The organism is Gluconacetobacter azotocaptans (assembly GCF_014174355.1).
In the GTDB taxonomy this organism is placed as follows: domain Bacteria; phylum Pseudomonadota; class Alphaproteobacteria; order Acetobacterales; family Acetobacteraceae; genus Gluconacetobacter; species Gluconacetobacter azotocaptans.
In genome coordinates, this window is record NZ_JABEQF010000002.1 from 150,549 (window position 1) to 168,028 (window position 17,480).

General features: G+C 68.3%; 19 protein-coding genes. 3 read left to right on the forward strand and 16 right to left on the reverse strand.

Going from position 1 to position 17,480, the window contains the following annotated elements:
- Positions 1-10: 10 nt before the first annotated feature.
- The 9 genes from nuoH to HLH34_RS02885 form a co-directional block, all read right to left on the reverse strand.
- On the reverse strand, positions 11-967 hold the full coding sequence (gene nuoH, locus HLH34_RS02845) for an NADH-quinone oxidoreductase subunit NuoH (RefSeq protein WP_183118095.1): 957 nt from the start codon (positions 965-967) through the stop codon (positions 11-13).
- Entirely contained in the window at positions 964-3,669 is a 2,706-nt protein-coding gene (gene nuoG, locus HLH34_RS02850) for an NADH-quinone oxidoreductase subunit NuoG (protein WP_183118096.1), read from the reverse strand. Before nuoG ends, nuoH begins: the two co-directional genes overlap by 4 nt.
- A 14-nt stretch (positions 3,670-3,683) precedes the next feature.
- Complete coding sequence (gene nuoF / locus HLH34_RS02855) at positions 3,684-4,973, reverse strand: NADH-quinone oxidoreductase subunit NuoF (RefSeq protein ID WP_183118097.1); 1,290 nt, start codon at positions 4,971-4,973, stop codon at positions 3,684-3,686.
- Complete coding sequence (gene nuoE / locus HLH34_RS02860; protein WP_183118098.1) at positions 4,970-5,479, reverse strand: NADH-quinone oxidoreductase subunit NuoE; 510 nt, start codon at positions 5,477-5,479, stop codon at positions 4,970-4,972. The genes nuoF and nuoE overlap by 4 nt, the downstream gene beginning before the upstream one ends.
- Positions 5,466-7,244, reverse strand: coding sequence for an NADH-quinone oxidoreductase subunit C/D (nuoC, locus tag HLH34_RS02865; protein WP_183118099.1), 1,779 nt, complete (start codon positions 7,242-7,244; stop codon positions 5,466-5,468). Before nuoC ends, nuoE begins: the two co-directional genes overlap by 14 nt.
- Before the next feature lie 12 nt (positions 7,245-7,256).
- Positions 7,257-7,910: an NADH-quinone oxidoreductase subunit B gene (locus tag HLH34_RS02870; RefSeq protein WP_373318551.1), complete on the reverse strand. Its 654-nt coding sequence runs from the start codon at positions 7,908-7,910 to the stop codon at positions 7,257-7,259.
- Between the two features lie 3 nt (positions 7,911-7,913).
- The gene (locus tag HLH34_RS02875) at positions 7,914-8,324 is read right to left on the reverse strand and encodes an NADH-quinone oxidoreductase subunit A (protein ID WP_183118101.1); all 411 of its coding nucleotides are present in this window, start codon (positions 8,322-8,324) and stop codon (positions 7,914-7,916) included.
- Positions 8,325-8,453: 129 nt separating this feature from the next.
- Positions 8,454-8,894 (reverse strand): host attachment protein, encoded by a 441-nt coding sequence (locus HLH34_RS02880; protein ID WP_183118102.1) that lies wholly within the window; start codon positions 8,892-8,894, stop codon positions 8,454-8,456.
- A gap of 57 nt (positions 8,895-8,951) precedes the next feature.
- Positions 8,952-9,653, reverse strand: coding sequence for a CBS domain-containing protein (locus HLH34_RS02885; protein WP_183118103.1), 702 nt, complete (start codon positions 9,651-9,653; stop codon positions 8,952-8,954).
- Positions 9,654-9,814: 161 nt separating this feature from the next.
- Between HLH34_RS02885 and HLH34_RS02890 the strand changes: the two genes are divergently transcribed.
- Complete coding sequence (locus HLH34_RS02890; RefSeq protein ID WP_183118104.1) at positions 9,815-10,540, forward strand: 3-keto-5-aminohexanoate cleavage protein; 726 nt, start codon at positions 9,815-9,817, stop codon at positions 10,538-10,540.
- 65 nt (positions 10,541-10,605) lie between these two features.
- Complete coding sequence (locus tag HLH34_RS02895) at positions 10,606-10,887, forward strand: GNAT family N-acetyltransferase (RefSeq protein ID WP_183118105.1); 282 nt, start codon at positions 10,606-10,608, stop codon at positions 10,885-10,887.
- Here the strand turns inward: HLH34_RS02895 and HLH34_RS02900 are convergent.
- Positions 10,857-12,392, reverse strand: a complete 1,536-nt coding sequence (locus tag HLH34_RS02900) for an MDR family MFS transporter (protein ID WP_183118106.1) — start codon at positions 12,390-12,392, stop codon at positions 10,857-10,859. The genes HLH34_RS02895 and HLH34_RS02900 overlap by 31 nt on opposite strands.
- A complete protein-coding gene (locus HLH34_RS02905) occupies positions 12,389-12,844 on the reverse strand; it encodes a MarR family winged helix-turn-helix transcriptional regulator (protein ID WP_183118107.1) in 456 nt (151 codons plus the stop codon). The genes HLH34_RS02900 and HLH34_RS02905 overlap by 4 nt, the downstream gene beginning before the upstream one ends.
- Positions 12,845-13,079: 235 nt before the next feature.
- Between HLH34_RS02905 and HLH34_RS02910 the strand changes: the two genes are divergently transcribed.
- Positions 13,080-13,286, forward strand: a complete 207-nt coding sequence (locus tag HLH34_RS02910) for a cold-shock protein (RefSeq protein ID WP_183118108.1) — start codon at positions 13,080-13,082, stop codon at positions 13,284-13,286.
- A gap of 158 nt (positions 13,287-13,444) precedes the next feature.
- On the opposite strand, the gene ehuD is transcribed toward HLH34_RS02910, so the two are convergent.
- Genes ehuD through doeB form a run of 5 tightly spaced genes read right to left on the reverse strand, consistent with a single transcriptional unit; the run spans position 13,445 to position 17,474 of the window.
- Positions 13,445-14,101, reverse strand: coding sequence for an ectoine/hydroxyectoine ABC transporter permease subunit EhuD (ehuD, locus tag HLH34_RS02915; RefSeq protein WP_183118109.1), 657 nt, complete (start codon positions 14,099-14,101; stop codon positions 13,445-13,447).
- Positions 14,098-14,760: an ectoine/hydroxyectoine ABC transporter permease subunit EhuC gene (ehuC, locus tag HLH34_RS02920; protein ID WP_183118110.1), complete on the reverse strand. Its 663-nt coding sequence runs from the start codon at positions 14,758-14,760 to the stop codon at positions 14,098-14,100. Before ehuC ends, ehuD begins: the two co-directional genes overlap by 4 nt.
- Complete coding sequence (ehuB, locus tag HLH34_RS02925; RefSeq protein WP_183118111.1) at positions 14,757-15,683, reverse strand: ectoine/hydroxyectoine ABC transporter substrate-binding protein EhuB; 927 nt, start codon at positions 15,681-15,683, stop codon at positions 14,757-14,759. The genes ehuC and ehuB overlap by 4 nt, the downstream gene beginning before the upstream one ends.
- Positions 15,684-15,685: 2 nt before the next feature.
- The gene (locus HLH34_RS02930; protein ID WP_280527467.1) at positions 15,686-16,456 is read right to left on the reverse strand and encodes an amino acid ABC transporter ATP-binding protein; all 771 of its coding nucleotides are present in this window, start codon (positions 16,454-16,456) and stop codon (positions 15,686-15,688) included.
- 16 nt (positions 16,457-16,472) lie between these two features.
- On the reverse strand, positions 16,473-17,474 hold the full coding sequence (gene doeB / locus HLH34_RS02935) for a N(2)-acetyl-L-2,4-diaminobutanoate deacetylase DoeB (RefSeq protein ID WP_183118112.1): 1,002 nt from the start codon (positions 17,472-17,474) through the stop codon (positions 16,473-16,475).
- Positions 17,475-17,480: the final 6 nt, after the last annotated feature.

Below are 17,480 nucleotides of genomic sequence, written 5' to 3' on the forward strand. Positions count from 1 at the left end.
ACGTCCCCCCTCAGCCCGGCGCGCGCAGCAGCAGCACCGCGCCCGTCGCGACGATGTTGAGCAGCGACAGCGGCAGCAGAATTTTCCACCCCAGCGCCATCAGCTGGTCGTAGCGCGGACGCGGCAGGGCGGCCCGCAACAGGATGAACAGGCAGACCAGCGCGCCGGTCTTGGCGGCGAACCACAGGGCCGGCGGCAGCACCGGCCCCTGCCAGCCGCCCAGGTACAACGTCGTCACCAGGGCCGAGACCAGGACGATGCCGGCATATTCGCTCAGGAAGAACATCCCGAACTTCATGCCTGAGTATTCGGTGTGGAAGCCCGCGCCCAGTTCGTTCTCGCCTTCCGGCAGATCGAAGGGCAGTCGGTGGGTTTCCGCGATTCCGGCCATCAGGAACACCACGAAGCCCAGGCATTGCGGGATGACGAACCACAGGCCCGCTTGCGCCTGCACGATGTCGCGCAAGCTGAAAGAGCCCGTCGTCATGACGACGCCCAATGTCGACAGGCCCATGAACACTTCGTAGCTGATCATCTGCGCTGCCGCCCGCATGCCGCCCAGCAGCGCGTACTTGCTGTTCGACGCCCAGCCCGCCAGCACCACGGAATAGACCCCCAGCCCCATGGTGGCGAACACGAACAGCAGGCCGACATTCAGGTCGCCGGCGATGCTCCACAACGCGGTGACGGGAATGACCCCGAAGGCCAGCAGGACCGTCATCATGCCGATGGCCGGCGCCAGGACGAAGACCGGCCGGTCGGCGAATGGGGGAATCCAGTCCTGCTTGAACAGGATCTTGATCCCGTCGGCCACCGCCTGGAACAGGCCGCCCGGCCCGACGCGGTTGGGGCCGTAGCGGTCCTGCCACAGGCCCAGCAGCCGGCGCTCCACCCATGTCAGCATCGTCGCCAGCCCCAGCAGCACGACCAGCGTGGCGGCGATGACGACCAGGGGCGGGGGCGTCATGGCGCATCTCCCCCGTCAGGCTGGACGATCGCCCAGGCGGGGGCGGTGAAGGCGCGCAGGGCCATGTGCGGCGGGCACAAGGCGATGCCCGGCGGCAGGGCCGGGTCGCGGATGACGGGCAGGACCACCGACTGGCCATCCAGGCGCAATGCGATCGTGGGCGCGGTGCCACTGTCATCGGCGATGCGCAGCGCGGCGGCTTCGACGCGGGCGGCGACGGGGGGCGACAGGCTGCTGAGTTCCTCGGTCCCGAACAGGCGGGGTTCGGGCAGCAGCAGGATTTCCCCCGCGCGGGGGGCGAAGGGGGCGGGGATGGCGGTGGCGTAGGCGGGGCGGGGGCGCGGGGTTCCGTCCCCGTCCAGCAGGCGCACGCCCGCGTCGCCGCCGCGCATCGGGCCGCCGATCTCCTGCTGGAAGCGGTTCAGGGACTGGACCGAATTCCAGCCCGGCGCCTGGTAATAGGGGACCAGGGCGCCAGGGGTGGCGGGGCCGTACGCGCCCTCCATCGTCGGCGCCAGCGGCGTGTCCGGCGCCGCCGGGGGCGGGCGGTCGCGGACGCTGATATTGGCCCGCACGGCGGTGCGGCCGCTGATGCGCGGCGGTTCGCTGCGGAGGCGCGCGCCGTCCAGGCGATAGGCGGCATCGGGCGCGGCCCGGCCGATCGGGGCCAGGGACGGGGTCGCGGCCGCGATGGCGGCGATGATATCGTCCAGATCCTGCCAGTCGGGGGCCTTCCCGGGGTCTGCCGCCTGGGCCAGGTCGCGCGCCCAGCGCCAGCCGGCCTGCAGGGGCAGGTCGGGGAACAGAACCTGCAGGAAGCGTTGTGCGCGCCCTTCGGTGCTGACCAGGGTGCCGCCGCACTCGGCGAAGGTGGCCGACGGCAGGATCAGGTCGGCCCGGGCGGACAGCGGGGTCGCGGTATGGTCGATGACCACCAGATGCGGCACGGCGGCCAGCAGGGCGTCCAGCGCCGCCGGGTCCAGCCGGCGGCTGAGGTCGTTTTCCATCACCACCAGCGTGCCGATCCCGCCGTCCCGCGCCAGCGCGCGCACGGCGTCCAGCGACAGCCCGTCCATCAGCGCCAGCCCCATGCTGTCGCAGTCCGGCAGGACCAGCGACAGCGCGGCGTCGACGCCATGCGCCGCCAGGGCGGTGGCGATGGCGGCCGCCGCCTGCGGCAGCGCCGCCGTGCCGTACTGGGTGCCGGCCACGATCAGCGGGCGGGCGGCGGCGCGCAGGGTCGCCGCGATGTCGGCGGCCAGCCGGGCCGCGTCTTCCGGCAGGTCGGCGACCTCGGGGGCCGTGGGGTCGAGGCTGTGCGCGATGGCGAAGCCCAGGCGGGCGATGTCGTCCGGCGCGGCGCGAGAGGTGGCGCGCGCGATCGGGTCCAGATCGGTCGGGCCGGGGGTGGCGATGAACAGCGGCGAGCGCGCCTCCGACCCCAGGGTGCGGACGGCGGCGTCCATCCAGCGCGGGATGCGCGCGGCATCGGCGATATCGAAGGTGGCCTGCCGCACCGCTTGCCGCAGCGCCAGGCCGGCGCGGGGGGCGGTGACGGTGACGTTCTCGCCCAGGATCAGCACGGCGTCGGCCGATTCCATCTCATGCAGGGTGGGGTTGCGCGCGGGAGTGGTGCGCAGCAGGTCGGCGACCAGACGGGTAAGCCCGTGCTCCGGCTCGGCCATGCCGGTCGAAAACCGCGCCGGCCCGGCCAGGGTACGCAGCGCGAAATTCGATTCCAGCGATGCGCGGGTCGATCCGATGCCCACCACCGGCCCGTCCTGCGCCATCATCTGGAAGCGGCGCAGGGCGTCCTGCACCGGCACCGGTGTCGGGCGGCCGTCGATCCGGGCCAGGGGGGCGCGCAGGCGGGACGGCGCCGCGATGAAGCCATGGCCGAAGCGCCCCCGGTCGCACAGAAAATACCGGTTGACCGCGTCGTGGTAGCGGTTGAGCACCCGTCGCGTGGTGTCCTGCCGCGCATTGACGATGGTGTTGCAGCCCACGGCGCAATGCGTGCAGACCGAAGGCGCGCCCCGCAGGTCCCATTTGCGGCTGTAGACCGCCGAGAACGGCTTGTCGGTGAACACCCCGGTCGGGCAGATTTCCACCAGATTGCCGCTGAAGCCGTTTTCCAGCGCGCCGTCGGCATGGCGGCCGAAATAGACGTCGTTATGGGTGGCGAAGGCCGCCAGATCTTCACCGCCCGCATAGTCGCGATAGAACCGTACGCAGCGATAGCAGGCGATGCAGCGGTTCATCTCGTGATTGACGAAGGGGCCGAGATCCTGGTTGCGATGGGTGCGCTTGGTGAAGCGATAGCGGCGGACGGCGTGGCCGGTCATCACCGTCATGTCCTGGAGGTGGCATTCGCCGCCTTCCGCGCAGACCGGGCAGTCGTGCGGGTGATTGGTCATCAGCCATTCCACGACGCTGGCGCGGAATTCGCGGGCTTCGGCATCGTCGATGGAGAGGATCGCGCCGTCGGTCACCGGCGTCATGCAGGCCATGACGATGCGGCCGGTGCGGTCGTCGGGGCCGCTGTATTGCCGCACGGCGCATTGCCGGCACGCGCCGACCGACCCCAGTTCGGGATGCCAGCAGAAATAGGGCAGGTCGGCCCCGGCCTCGAGGCACGCCTGAAGCAGGTTTTCGCCCGGCCGGGCGGGGAAGGGGCGGCCGTCGATATGGATCGTCGCCATCGCCCGGCGTCCCCCTATGCGGCCTGGCGCAGCGGGCAGCCGCGCTGGTGGATGTGGGCCTCGAAGTCCGCGCGGAACAGGCGCAGCCCGCTGGCCAGCGGCGCCATCGCACCCGGCGCATGCGCGCAGAAGGTGCGGCCCATCGGCCCCAGCAGGCGGGCATGGTCGGCCAGGCGGTCCAGGTCCTCGGCCTCGCCGGTGCCGTCCTCGATCGCCGCCAGCAGCCGTTCGACCCACGGCAGCCCGTCGCGGCAGGGCGTGCACCAGCCACAGGATTCCTGGGCGAAGAAATGTTCCAGATTCTGCAGCATGCCGATCGGGCAGGTCCGATCGTCCAGCAGGATGGCCTGGCCGGTGCCCAGCCGGCTGCCGGCCTTTTCCACCGCGCCGTACTCCATCGCCACGTCGAGTTGCCCGGCGTCGAGGAAGGCGGTGGATGCCCCGCCCGGCAGCAGCGCGCGCAGCGCGTAGCCGTCGCGCATGCCGCCGGCATGCTGTTCGATGATCTCGCGCAGGGGGGTGCCCATCGGCAGTTCCCAGGTCCCGGGCCGGCGGACGCGCCCGCTGACGCCATACAGCTTGGTCCCGCCATCGGGGCCGAGGCCCAGCGCGCGGAACCACTCCGCGCCGTTGGCGACGATATGCGGCACGTTGCACAGGGTTTCGACATTGTTGACGACGCTGGGCGCGCCCCACAGGCCGCCGACCTGCGGGAAGGGCGGCTTGCTGCGCGGCTGCGCGCGCTTGCCTTCCAGCGCGGTCAGCAGCGCCGTTTCCTCGCCGCAGATATAGCGCCCGCCGCTGGAATGGACATGGATGTCGAACCCGAAGCCGGACCCCAGGATGTCCGCGCCCAGCCATCCGGTGGCGCGCGCGTCGGCGATGGCGCGGGTCAGGCGCTCCAGCGCCAGATGGTATTCGCCGCGCAGGAAGATCACCCCGTGGCCGGCCTGGATGGCGTAGCCCGCGACGATCATGCCCTCGATCAGTTGCAGCGGATTGCCTTCCATCAGCAGCCGGTCCTTGAAGGTGCCGGGCTCCATCTCGTCGGCGTTGGCGATCAGGTATTTGCGGCGGGTGGCGGCCGGCTCCTTGGGCACGAAGCTCCATTTCTGGCCGGTCCCGAACCCCGCCCCGCCGCGTCCGCGCAGGGTCGAACGCGTCACGACGTCGATGACCGCATCCGGCGTCATGTCCCGCAGGGCCGCGCGCACTGCCCGCCAGCCGCCCGACCGGCCGTATGCGGCGCAGTCGGGCGGCCCGGCGGCGGGGTCGATCATGGCGGTCAGCGGCCGTTCGGTCATGTGGGCGGTCCCCGTGATGTGTCCGCGACCAGGGTGTCCGCGATCCGGTCGATCCCCGCTTCATCAAGGTCGCCATGCAGCGTTCGGTCGACCAGCATGGCGGGGGCGTGGTCGCAATGGCCCAGGCAGACGATGGGCAGCAGCGTGACCGCCCCGTCCGCCGTCGTCTGGCCCGGCCGGATGCCCAGCCGGTCGCACAGGCGCGCGCACAGGGCGTCGCGCCCCATGATCCAGCACGACACGCTGTCGCACATCAGGATGACGTGGCGGCCGACCGGCCGGCGGAAGACGAGGTTGAAGAAGGTGGCGACCCCGTCGAGGTCGGCCGGCGACAGGCCCAGCAGTCCGGCGACGTCGGCCAGATGCGCGTCGCTGACCCAGCCCAGGCGCGCCTGCACCGCCATCAGGGCGGGGACGGCCGCCATGCGCGGATGGTCCTCGGCCGCCGCCATGGCCGCGATGTCGGCCCGCAGGTCCGGCGGCAGGGGGGCGTCAGCGGTCGACATCGGCCATCACGAAATCAATGCTGCCGATGATGGCGATCAGGTCCGCGATCATGGTGCCCCGGCTGATCAGTGGGATCATCTGCAGATGCGGGAAGGACGGCGTGCGGATGCGGGTGCGGTAGGACATCGTCCCGCCGTCGCTGACCAGATGGTAGCTGTTCAGTCCCTTGGTGGCCTCGACGCAGGCGCGGGCCTCGCCCGCCGGAATGACCGGCCCCCAGCTGACGTTCAGGAAATGATGGATCAGCGTTTCGATGTCATGCATCGTCCGCGCGCGGGGCGGCGGCGTGGTCAGCGGATGGTCGGCCTTGATGGGGCCGGCCGGCATGTTGTCCACGCACTGGCGGATGATGCGCAGGCTCTGGCGGATTTCGGCGATATGCACGACGACGCGGTCGTGGCAATCGCCGTTCGCGGCGGTCGGGATATCGAATTCCAGCTGGTCGTAGCAGGCATAGGGCGCCTGGCGGCGATAATCCCATTCCAGCCCGCAGGCGCGCAGGCCGGGGCCGGTCACGCCCCATTCCACGGCCTCGCGCACCGTATAGGCGCCCACGCCCCTGGTGCGCGCGCGAAAGATGCCGTTGCGCATCACCATCTTGTCGTATTCGTCCAGGCGGCGGGGCAGGTAGTCCAGAAAGGCGCGGACCAGCCCGTCCCAGCCCCGGGGCAGATCCATCGCCACGCCGCCGATGCGAAACCACGCGGGATGCATGCGAAAGCCGCAGATGGCCTCGATGATCTCGAACACCCGTTCGCGGTCGCTGAACATGTAGAACACGGGCGACAATTGCCCGACATCCTGCGTCATGGTGCCGTAGAACACCAGATGGCTGGCAATGCGGAACAGTTCGGCCAGCATCACGCGGATCATCTGCGCGCGGTCGGGCACGCTTATGCCGGCCAGTTTTTCCACCGCCATGACATAGGGAAAATTGTTCATCACCCCGCCCAGGTAATCGACGCGGTCGGTATAGGGGATGAAGCTGTGCCAGGACTGGCGTTCGCCCATTTTCTCGGCGCCGCGATGGTGGAAGCCGATATCGGGCACGGCGTCCACGATCCGTTCGCCGTCCAGTTGCAGGACGATTCGGAATACGCCATGCACGCTGGGGTGGTTGGGGCCGAGATTGAGGAACATGAAGTCGCTGTGCGCGGAATGCCGTTTCATGCCCCATTGGGCGGGGTCGAAGCGCAGGGCCTCCTGCTCGGCGAATTCCTGGTCTTCGGTCAGGCTGTAGGGCGGCATCTCGGTGGCGCGGGCATAATGGTCCTTGCGCAGCGGATGGCCGGTCCAGGTCGGCGGCGTCAGGATGCGCCGCAGGAACGGGTGCCCGTCGAACACGATGCCGAACAGGTCCCAGACTTCGCGCTCGTACCAGTTCGCGTTCGGCCACAGGTCACTGATCGTGGGGGCATGCGGGCTGTCGGCCCCCAGCGGCACCTTCAGGCGCAGCTCGTCGCCCGGCCCGGCAAACGACAACAGGTGATAGACCAGCGTGAACGCGCTGGGTGGCTGGTCCGCCCGATGCGTGCGCTGCCGTTCGTCGATCGCGGTCAGGTCGAACAGCATGCGCAGGTCAGCCTCCGGCTGCCGCAGCCGCGCCATTGCCCCGTGCAGGTTTTCCCGGGCGATCCAGACGGTCGGCACCTCGTCGCGCGTGCGCTCGACGGCCAGCACGATGGGGGGAACGGCGTTGGATATCTGCGCCAGCATCGTGGCGTCGCGCGCGTCGGCGGGGCGGGGCGGGGCGGCGACGCTCATCGGCCCGGGCGCTCAGATCGTGTCGGGCGTGCGCAGGTCGCGCGCCGCCCGTCGTGCGTCGCGCTTCATGTCGCGCAGGCTGGGCGGGGTCACGCGCTCGATCCCCTGCGGGCCGATCATCCAGCTTAATGGCCGGCGCTGGGTGGCGATGGAGTGTTGCAGCAGCATCAGCCCTTCCAGCAGCGCGTCGGGCCGGGGGGGGCAGCCGGGGACGTAGACATCGACCGGCAGGAAGCTGTCGACGCCCTGCACCACGCTGTAGATATCGTACATTCCGCCGGAATTGGCGCACGAGCCCATCGAGATGACCCAGCGCGGTTCCAGCATCTGGTCGTACAGATATTTGATGATCGGGGCCATCTTCACGAAGACGGTGCCGGAGATCACGATCAGGTCGGCTTCGCGCGGGGTGGCGCGCAGTACCTCGGACCCGAAGCGGGCGATGTCGTATTTGCTGGTAAAGGCCGTCGCCATTTCGACATAGCAGCAGGACAGGCCGAAATTGAATGGCCAGATCGAATTCTTCTGTCCCCAGGATACGAAATCCTGAAGTCGCCCCATGACCAGGTTGCGGCGTATGGTTTCGGTCACGCTCCGGGGCGCGCCGCCCGTCTCCGGGCCGCCCGCTGCCGGTGGCCCTCCTGCTGGTGTCATGGTCCAGCGCATGCCCTATCCCCTGTCCGGCCGTACGCGGGGCGTCGGACCCCAATCCAGCCCGCCGCCGCGCCACAGATAGGCCAGCGCCGCCGCCAGGAAGAAAATGAAGACGACGATCGCGCCGTATCCGCGCCATCCGGCCTCGGTCGCGACCGGAGCCCAGGAAAACAGGAAAACCGATTCCACGTCGAAGATGACGAAGAACATCGCGATCAGGTAGTATTGTATTGGCAGGCGCAACTGCGCCGAACCCACGGGAAGGATGCCGGATTCGAACGGCAGGTTCATGGACCGCCCCCGCGCCGGGCCGACGCGCCGCGTGCCCGTCATGGCCGACAGGGCCAGGATGAGGACGAGAAGGCCTGCGATCGCTGCCGCGTAGGCCGTCAGGGGATGCAGAGACAGGAAGTCCGACAAGGCCATCACCCCCGTGTCATCGTGACCGAGATTGCGGGACAGGCTGTGAGTGTCGCGTGGGACGACAACGTGGCCCCCCGGCAAAAGTTCGGGGCCGGGGGACAGGGTTTTTAAGGAATGGACGAGCCGGCGCGATCACCACATCCAGCGGCCGACGTGCTCCTTCAGCTCATGGTCGGGCACCTTGACCAGATCCTTGTCCAGCACGCCGATGACCCGGCAGCCGACCGCGGGGGCCAGGTTCTGGGTAATGATGGCGCTGGTCCGTGCGGGCGCCACGACCACCAGCGCGTCGTCCATCGTCTGGCGCGCATTGATCTGCGCCGCCACCAGTCGGGCGAATTTCTGCTTTTCCAGGGTGTGCAGGTCGTGGCGGGGGGCCAGGGCGTGGTGGGCGATGGCATCGCTGTGGAAACTGGCGCCCGGGGCGTCGTCGCCCAGATCGGATGATTGCTTGTGCGCCGCCGCCGAGTCGAACGATGCGATGCTGTGCAGGGCGCGATTGTGGTCCGCCTGCACGAAACGCGCGTGTTCGCCATCGGCGATGACGAAAAGAATATTCTGTTTCCTGAGCATGATGTCGTGTCCGCCGCAATCCGAGGAAATGAACAACGCCAGGCGTGCCCGCCCGTTTTACATCGGCATCGTGGTACCCGTCATCGGTTCGACGAAGACCAGGTGATCGATAACGGATTCGACGCCTTTCACGTTTTCCGCCGCCACGCGGGCCGCCGTCCGCAATCGGGAATCGAAGATCGCGCCGCTGAGTTCCACCACCCCGTTATGGACCTGGACGTTGATGAAACTAGGGCCGGCCCAGCGTGGCTCGTTGCGGTATTCTTCAAGGATGGCGGCCCGGATGCTGTCGTCGTCGGCCGTGCTTTCCTGCGGCGTCAGGGCCTGGAGCAATGCGCGCAGGATATCGGCACGCGACAGGATGCCCACCAGCCGTGCGCCGTCGAGCACCGGCAGCCGCTTGACGTGATGATGGATCATCTTGTCCACGGCGTCCTCGATGGGGGATGTGGCGGCGATGGCGATCGGCTCGGCTGTCATCACGTCGCCGACCTTGCGCCCATGGGTGCGGACATAATCCGCCGCCGCCCGTCCGGGGGATCGCAGCAACGTCCCCAGCCACGACCGCATGCCCTCGGTGCCCAGTTCGCTGCGGCGCAGCAGGTCGCCTTCGGTCAGGATGCCGACCAGTTGCCCCTGCGACGTCACGACCGGCACGCCGCTCATCTTGTTGGACAACATCAGACGTGCGGCTTTTTCGATGGTTTCGAACGGATCAATCGCAATGGCCGGCGACGTCATGATGTCCTTGACCTGCATGACACGCGCCCTTTCCCGTGGTGTGGAACGGACATGCGTCCCGGCGGGCAGGGGCGCAATCCTGCTCGTGGATTCGTGATCCTGCGGCAGGGGCATAAGGGCGGTTTCGCGGGTGGAGGCGATTCCGCTATAGATCGGCGACATCTTTTTTCGAGGGTGTCGTGATCATACAGGCCTGTATCAACGGCGCCCGCCCGGCGGGCTTTCACCCCGCCCTGCCTCTCACCGCCGTGGATATGGCGCGCGACGGCGCGGCCTGTCTTTCGGCCGGCGCTGCCGAACTCCATATCCATCCACGTGTCACGCCCGACAGGGAAGGGCTTGCCGCCGTCGATGAAACTGTCCTTGCGGTTCGCAAAGCCTGTCCCGGCACGCTTCTGGGTGTGTCCACCGGGGTATGGATCGAGGGCGACGAACACCAGACGCGTGCCCGCATCGCGGCGTGGACGCATCCCCCCGACTATGCGTCCGTCAATCTCTCGGAATCCGATGCGCCGGCCATCATGGACCTGCTTCGGCAGCGGCATATAGGGATCGAGGCCGGCCTGGCGACGGCCGCGGATGCCGAGCGGTTCGTCAAGCTCCGTAACCACGACGGCGTGCTGCGCGTTCTCGTGGAAGTCGAGGAGCAGGAACTCCCTTCCGCCCGGCTCATTGTAGAGGAGATTGCGGCTGTCCTGGAGAAGTACGGCATACGGCGGCCAATCCTTCTGCATGGCGTCGACGCAACCGTGTGGCCCCTTCTGGACCTTGCGCGTCGTCGTCGCTGGTCGACACGCATCGGCTTCGAAGACGGCAAGTTTCTGAAGGACGGAAGCCTCGCGCGGGACAATCCGCACCTTGTTTCCGAAGCCGCCCGGCACCTTCGCCCCGCGTGCGCGAACTGACGCTGACCCAGGGAGCGGGGCGGACAGGTTGCAAAGGACAGGATCGATCAAGAAAGGGGGCGGCTATGACCGACCTGATCGACGATACGGTGCGCCACCGCTTCGAGCTTCATGCCGAGGGCGGGGTAGCGTTCGTGGCCTACACTGTGGAGGGCGGGCGGCTGGTGCTGGGCCACACCTCGGTTCCACCCGCGCTGGAGGGGCGCGGCATCGGATCGGCGCTGGTGCGCGCTGTCCTTGATGAAGCGCGGGGACGGGGGATGCGGGTGGTGTCGCGCTGTTCGTTCATTACGGCCTATATCCGCCGCCATCCCGATTATGCCGATCTGCTGGTACGAGGCGCCTGAGGATCTGTCCCGGAATCGGGGGGCGGTGTTCGCCCTGTCGCCAGCGGACGTTCGGGCAGGAACAGGATGGCGACCAGCGACAGGGCGATGACCGCGGCGCCCACCAGGAAGGTCGTGGCGATGGCGTGGCGGTAGAGCGCGATCATCGCGGCAGGATCCTGCCCGGAACCCACGCTGGGCGGTACGCTCCAGGCCAGGATGACGCCGGCCCCGGCGACGCCGGCCAGTCCGCCCAGCGACCGGAAGAAGGCCAATGTCGCGGTGCCGACGCCGCGATGGGCGACGGGCAGGGCATTCTGCACGGCGATGGTCATGTTCGGCGTGATCAGCCCGAGGCCGAGGCCCAGAGCCATCATCGCCGGTTCGATCACGCCCAGCCCGCGCGCGGTGGCGCTGGCCCAGCCAAGGATGGCGAAGGCCGCCAGCGCCAGGGTCAGGCCGCCGATCTGCGCCGGCTTGTAGCGGCCCGAGCGCAGCAGCACCCGCCCGTTGATCACCGACGAGACCACGACCCCGATCATCAGCGGTCCGGTCAGGAAGCCGGAATGCGACGGGCTGACCCCCATGACCCGCTGGAAGAACAGCGGAAAGAACAGGCCCGCCCCCATCAGCCCCATGAACGCCAACGCCAGAACCAGGCTGGCCACGACGAACAGCCGGTCGTGGAACAGGCCCGGCGGCAGGACCGGCTCCGGCACGCGCCGGATATGCCGGACGAACAGGAACAGCAGCAGCAGAGCCGCCGCCGCCAGGCCTGCGGTCGGCAGGGACGCCCATGGCCATTCCACCCCTCCCAGGGTCAGGACCAGCAGGAAGGCGGTGGTGGCCGCGCTCATCAGCAGCGCGCCGGGATAATCGATCCGGCGCGCGCGGACCGGATGGTGAAACCGTCGCAACGCCCGCGTGATGACCAGCAGGGCGGCCGTGCCAATCGGCAGGTTGAGGTAGAAGATCCAGTGCCACGACAGCAGGTCGGTGACGACCCCGCCCGCGATCGGTCCCAGGATGCTGCACAGGGCGAACACGGACGCCACCATGCCCTGCCGCCGGCCGCGCCGGGCGACGGGCACCAGGTCGCCGATGATGATCTGGGTGAGGGGCATCAACCCCCCCGCCCCCAGGCCCTGGATCGCGCGGAACAGGATCATCTGAGGCAGGCTGTGCGCTGCGCCGCATAGGACCGAACCCAGCAGGAAGGCCAGCACGGATCCGGTCAGGACCGGCTTGCGCCCGTACTGGTCGGCCAGCTTGCCATAGAGCGGCATGACGCTGGTCGACGCCAGCACATAGGCCGACACGATCCAGGACATGTGGGTGACGCCGCCCAGATCGCCGACGATGCGGGGCAGGGCGGTGGCCACGATGCTCTGGTCCAGCGCGCCCAGCGCCAGGACGATCATCAGGCCGCGCACCACCGCGCGGATTTCCGCCCGTGTCGGGGCGTCCGGATCGGTCGGGGTGTCGTCGGGCGCGGCGTCGCCGGGCTGGGGGGACGTGGCCGTCATTGGCCGATCTCGGCCAGCGGCCCGATGGCCGCGCGGACCGCCTGGCGCGCGTCCGGCGACAGGCGCGCCAATGCGCCGGCCAGCCAGTCGGTGCGGCGCCGGCGCAGGGCGGTGATGACTGCCTGCCCCTGCGGGGTGACGGCAAGGCCGGTCCGCCGCCGGTCGTGGGGCGAGGGCGCGCGGTCCAGCAATCCCGCGGTGACCAGGGATTTGACATGTGCGCTGATCGTAGGGCCGCGCAAATTCTCGCGGCGCGCCAGTTCGGCGACACCGATCCCCGGTTCGTCCATGATGACGGTCAGCAGCAGGGTCTGCAGGGGGGAAATGCCGGCTTCGCCGTCCTCGCGCCGCAGCCGGCGATAGAGGCGGTGCAGGGTCGGGCGCAGGGTTTCGGCCAGGTCGGCGGCATCGTCCTGGGGGGCGGTGCCGGGGGAGAGGGTTGGGAACGGCATGGTCGAAGGACCCGTGGCTGATTAGGTAGAAAACCTATCTATGTACATTGTTGGCGGCTGTGCAATATTGATGCGTGCAATTCCGGGCGCAGGTCTGTAGCATGATGCGCGGCTGGACTTTTTGGCCTCGGCAGGATCGCACACAAGCCGCTCGGCGAAGTTCTGGTCTCTCCATTTTGAAAAGTCTCGATGCCACGCATGTTCGCGTGGAAGCCCGAATATCAGGAGACCTGCGATGGCGACAGGTACCGTAAAGTGGTTCAACTCGGAGAAGGGGTACGGCTTCATCCAGCCGGCCGACGGCTCCAGCGATGTGTTCGTGCATATCAGCGCGGTCGAGCAGGCCGGGCTGCGCAGCCTGAACGAGGGACAGAGCGTCAGCTACGAGCTGGAGAAGGGCCGTAACGGCAAGACCTCCGCCGTGGGTCTGAAGGCGGAGTAAGTCCCGGGCCCGGCCGGACGGGGCAACCGGTCCGGCCGGGCCAGGCGATCGTCCCGGTGACGGCGACGAATCCGGAAATGGCGGCGTTCCCCCTGGGGGCGCCGCCATTTTTGATTCCATGTGCCGTCGTCGGGGCGTCGGGCCGGCCGCTCCCCCTTTCAAACGGGGTTCGAGAGCAGGCGATAGACGGTTCCTGTCACCCAGCGGGCCAGCAGGCCGATGGACAGGAACAGGATTCCCACCAAGGTCACGGGCTCCAGATAACGATAATGGAGATCCCCGAACGTGTTGGCCTCTCCCATCATGTCCATGATGGTGATCGAGGACAGGATCGGCGTTTCCTTCAGCAACGCGATCAGATAATTGCCCATGACCGGAAATGACGGTTTGAGCGCCTGGGGCAGGACGATATGAACCCAGGTCTGGGTCCGCGTCAGGTTGCAGGCCCGCGCGGCTTCCCATTGCAAGGGGGGGACGCCGGCGATCCCGGCGCGATAGACTTGCGACAGGTACGCCGCGTAATGCACGCCCAGGCCGAAGATTCCGCAGCCGAGTGCGGGCAGGGTCACGTCGAGATAGGGCAGCACGTAATAGAGAAAGAACAACTGCACCAGCAGCGGTGTGCCGCGGATGAAATGTTCCGACCCGCGCACCAGCGTCCGGACCGTTCGCGACGGGATCATTTCGGCCAGAACGATCAGCAGGCCCAGGACTGCCGCCAATGCAAAGGACAGGACCGTCGCGACGATGGTTATCCACAGTCCGCGTGCCAGGACCGGCAGGGCAAGCAGGGCGTAATGGCTGTCCCAGCTCATGACGGCCTGTTCCCCGAGGGGAGGGCATAGGCCCGTTCGGCACGGCGTACGCCGTGCAGGATCAGAAGATACAGCATGAAATAGAGCAGCAGGGTTACGATGAACGGCATGATCGTCTGGCCGGTGCGGATACGGAATTGCTGGGCCTGGAACGTGATGTCGGAGAGAGAGATCAGCGAGACGATAGCCGTCGCCTTCAGCAGTTCCACGGCATTGTTGCCGAAGACGGGAATCATGCGTGGCACGGCCTGCGGCAGGATGATGTAGCGTAGCGATTGCCAGCGCGTCAGATTCAGGGCGGTGCTGGCCTCGGCCTGGTCCCGTCCCACTGCCCCGACGGCACTGCGGACGATTTCCGCACCGTAGGCGCCGACATTCAGGCCCAGCGCCACGATGCCTGACACCATCGGCGACAGCAGGATGCCGAAGGCCGGCAGCGCATAATAGAGCCAGAAGATCTGCACGAAGACCGAGGTTCCGCGGAACAGTTCGATATAGCCGATGCTGATGGCGCGCACCGCCCGCCGTTCCGACACGCGGCCAAGACCGAACAGGAAGGCGCAGGCCAGAGCCAGGGCGCATCCGCCCATCGTCAGCCAGGCTGTAATCGCCAGCCCCCGCCCCATCGAGACCGCCAGGTCGATCAGGGTCGCGGTCATGGTCTTGGCCCTGCCGTCGGTTGCGGTGCGGCGCACAAATCCGCCCGCGTGCGATGCAGGCTCAGCGCGGGGTCGAACCCATATCGCGTCAGGAGACGGGCATAGTCACCGTTGGCCTGCAGGGCGGCAAGCGCACGGTCGTAGGCATCGCGCAGGTCGGTTGCGTCACGCGAAAAGGCGGCCCCCGCGCACATGACCGGCGTACCGTCCGCCGGGATCAGGTCGAACCTCCTGGTACCCCACAGATCCAGCAGATGGCGGCCGGACATCGCCGGCAGCGAATAGATCTGGATGCGGCCGGTCTCCAGCATGATCATGCCGCTGGGGCCATCGGGGACGGGCACGATCCGCGCGGGCGGGACCCCCGCCGTCAGGGCCAGCCGTTCCTCGCTGCCACCGGCGGGCACGCCGATCAGCAGGTTCGGGTCGGCGGCGACATCGCGGTAGGATCGTGGGCCGGGGCGTCCCTTGTGCTGCATGATCAGAGCCTCGCGGTCGCACAGGTCGGGCTGGGAATAGGCGACGGCCATGCACCGGCCGGGCGTCATGAACATGCCGGAATCGATCAGGTCGCTGCGTCCGGCCATCAAGCCCGGAATCATGGCCCCGTAGCTGGATACCACCCCCCGCACGTCGTCAATCCCCATGCGCCGGAAGACGGCGCGCACCAGGTCGGGACCTGCCCCGCCAATGCTGCCATCGGCCCGGATGACGGCCCAGGGGGGTTCGTTCGACATCGCCAGGCGTGCGAAACCTCGCTGGCGCAGGGTCGTCAGGCCCCGTCCCGATTGCGATCCAGACGGCGATCCTGCCATTGATCCCACGTCGTCGGCGCGGGCCGCCGGGGCGCCGACGATCAGCGTCGCCAGGGCCAGCCCTGCCAGCAGTGCCCGATGCGGGCGTTCCCGGTTCAGGCGCGGCATGGTCATTCCCCCTGGCTCGACAGGCGCAGGAAGGCCTGGGTCCGCGGGTCGCGGGGGGTGTCGAAGACGGCGTCGGGCGGCCCGTCCTCGACGATGCGGCCATGGTCGAAAAACAGCACGCGATCGGCGAAATTGCGGGCGAACGACATTTCATGGGTCACCAGCAGCATGGTCATGTCCGTTGTGCGGGCGACCGCGTGCAGGACCTGCAGGACCTCGTTGACGCGCAGCGGGTCGAGGGCCGAGGTCGGTTCGTCGAACAGCATGACGCGCGGCTGCAGCGCCAGCGCCCGCGCGATGGCCACCCGCTGTTTCTGACCGCCCGACAGGCGGTCGGGATAGTGCGCGGCCTTGTCGGCCAGGCCCATCAGGTCCAGAAGCTCCATCGCCTTGCGCCGGGCCTCGGGTTCCGATGCGACGCGATTGAGGATCTGCGGCAGCACGATGTTCCGCTCCACCGTCAGATGTGGAAACAGGCCGAAATGCTGGAAGACCATGCCGACCTGCGCGCGGATGGGCCGCAGGCGGCGTTCGGCGACGTATGCGGGGCCGGTCGCAGTCTCGTCGAACAACCGCGCGCCGCCGATTTCGACCTGACCGGAATCGATGGATTCCAACGTCATCAGGATACGCAGGATCGTTGTCTTGCCCGATCCCGACGGCCCGATCAGGGCCACCTTCTGCCCGGCGGGAATATCGAGGGACAGATTGTCCAGAATACGGGACGATCCATACGATTTCGACAGGCCGGCGATCCGGATCAGGGGCTGCATCGAGGGGGCCCCGAAATCACGCCGGAACGCCGATGACGGCCACGCAGTCTCCGGGCTTGACCAGCCCGGGGAAATGCCGCGCGATCAGGATGCCGTCGCGACGCGCGCGCAGTTCGACGGGCGCGGCCCCGGTGCGGTCCATGGTATGGATCCGCGCCAGCACCTGGCCGGCGGCCACAGCGGCTTGCAGGTCGACGCAGGGTTCCAGCAGGCCGGCCTGTTCGGCGAACAGGAAGCTGTCGTCGCCGGGCATGTCCAGCCATTGCGTCGGCGCAGCCTCGACCGGGCCGGGAACGATGCCGGCATGGCGCAGGACGTTCAGGACGCCGCGCCGGGCGATCGACACCGTTCGGGCGCTGGACGTGCCGCCGCCGCCCAGTTCGGTGGTAACGAAGATCTTGCCCATCTCCTCGGCCGCGCTGTCGTACATGCCGCGGGCGTCGATCTCCACCATCCGCAGGGCGTACGGGGCGCCGAAGGCCGCGACGGCGGCGAAGCTCCGCTCTTCCTGCGCCTTGTCCGGCAGGACGTGCGCCGCCGCGAACGGAATGAAATCCAGCGTCCGGCCGCCGGAATGGAAATCCAGGACGATGTCGGCCATCGGCAGCAGCGTGCGCTGGAAATAATCGGCGATCTTCTCGGTCACCGTTCCGTCCGGGCGGCCGGGGAAGGTCCGGTTCATGTTGCCCCGGTCGATCGGCGAGGTTCGGGTCGCGGCCTGAAAAGCCGGATAGTTCATGGCAGGGACGATGATGACGCGCCCGCGCACATGTTCGGCCGCCAGGGTCCGCGCCAGGTCGAACAGGACGATCGGGCCCTCATATTCGTCGCCATGATTGCCGCCCGTCAGCAGGGCCGTCGGGCCATCGCCGTTACGGACGACCGTCAGAGGAATCATGATCGACCCCCAGGCGGAATCGTCACGGCTGTAAGGCAGGCGCAGGAAACCATGATGGACGCCGTCGCGGTCGAAGGGAACGGTGGATGCGATCGGGGAGGGCAGGCGCGTATCGGTCATCGTCGG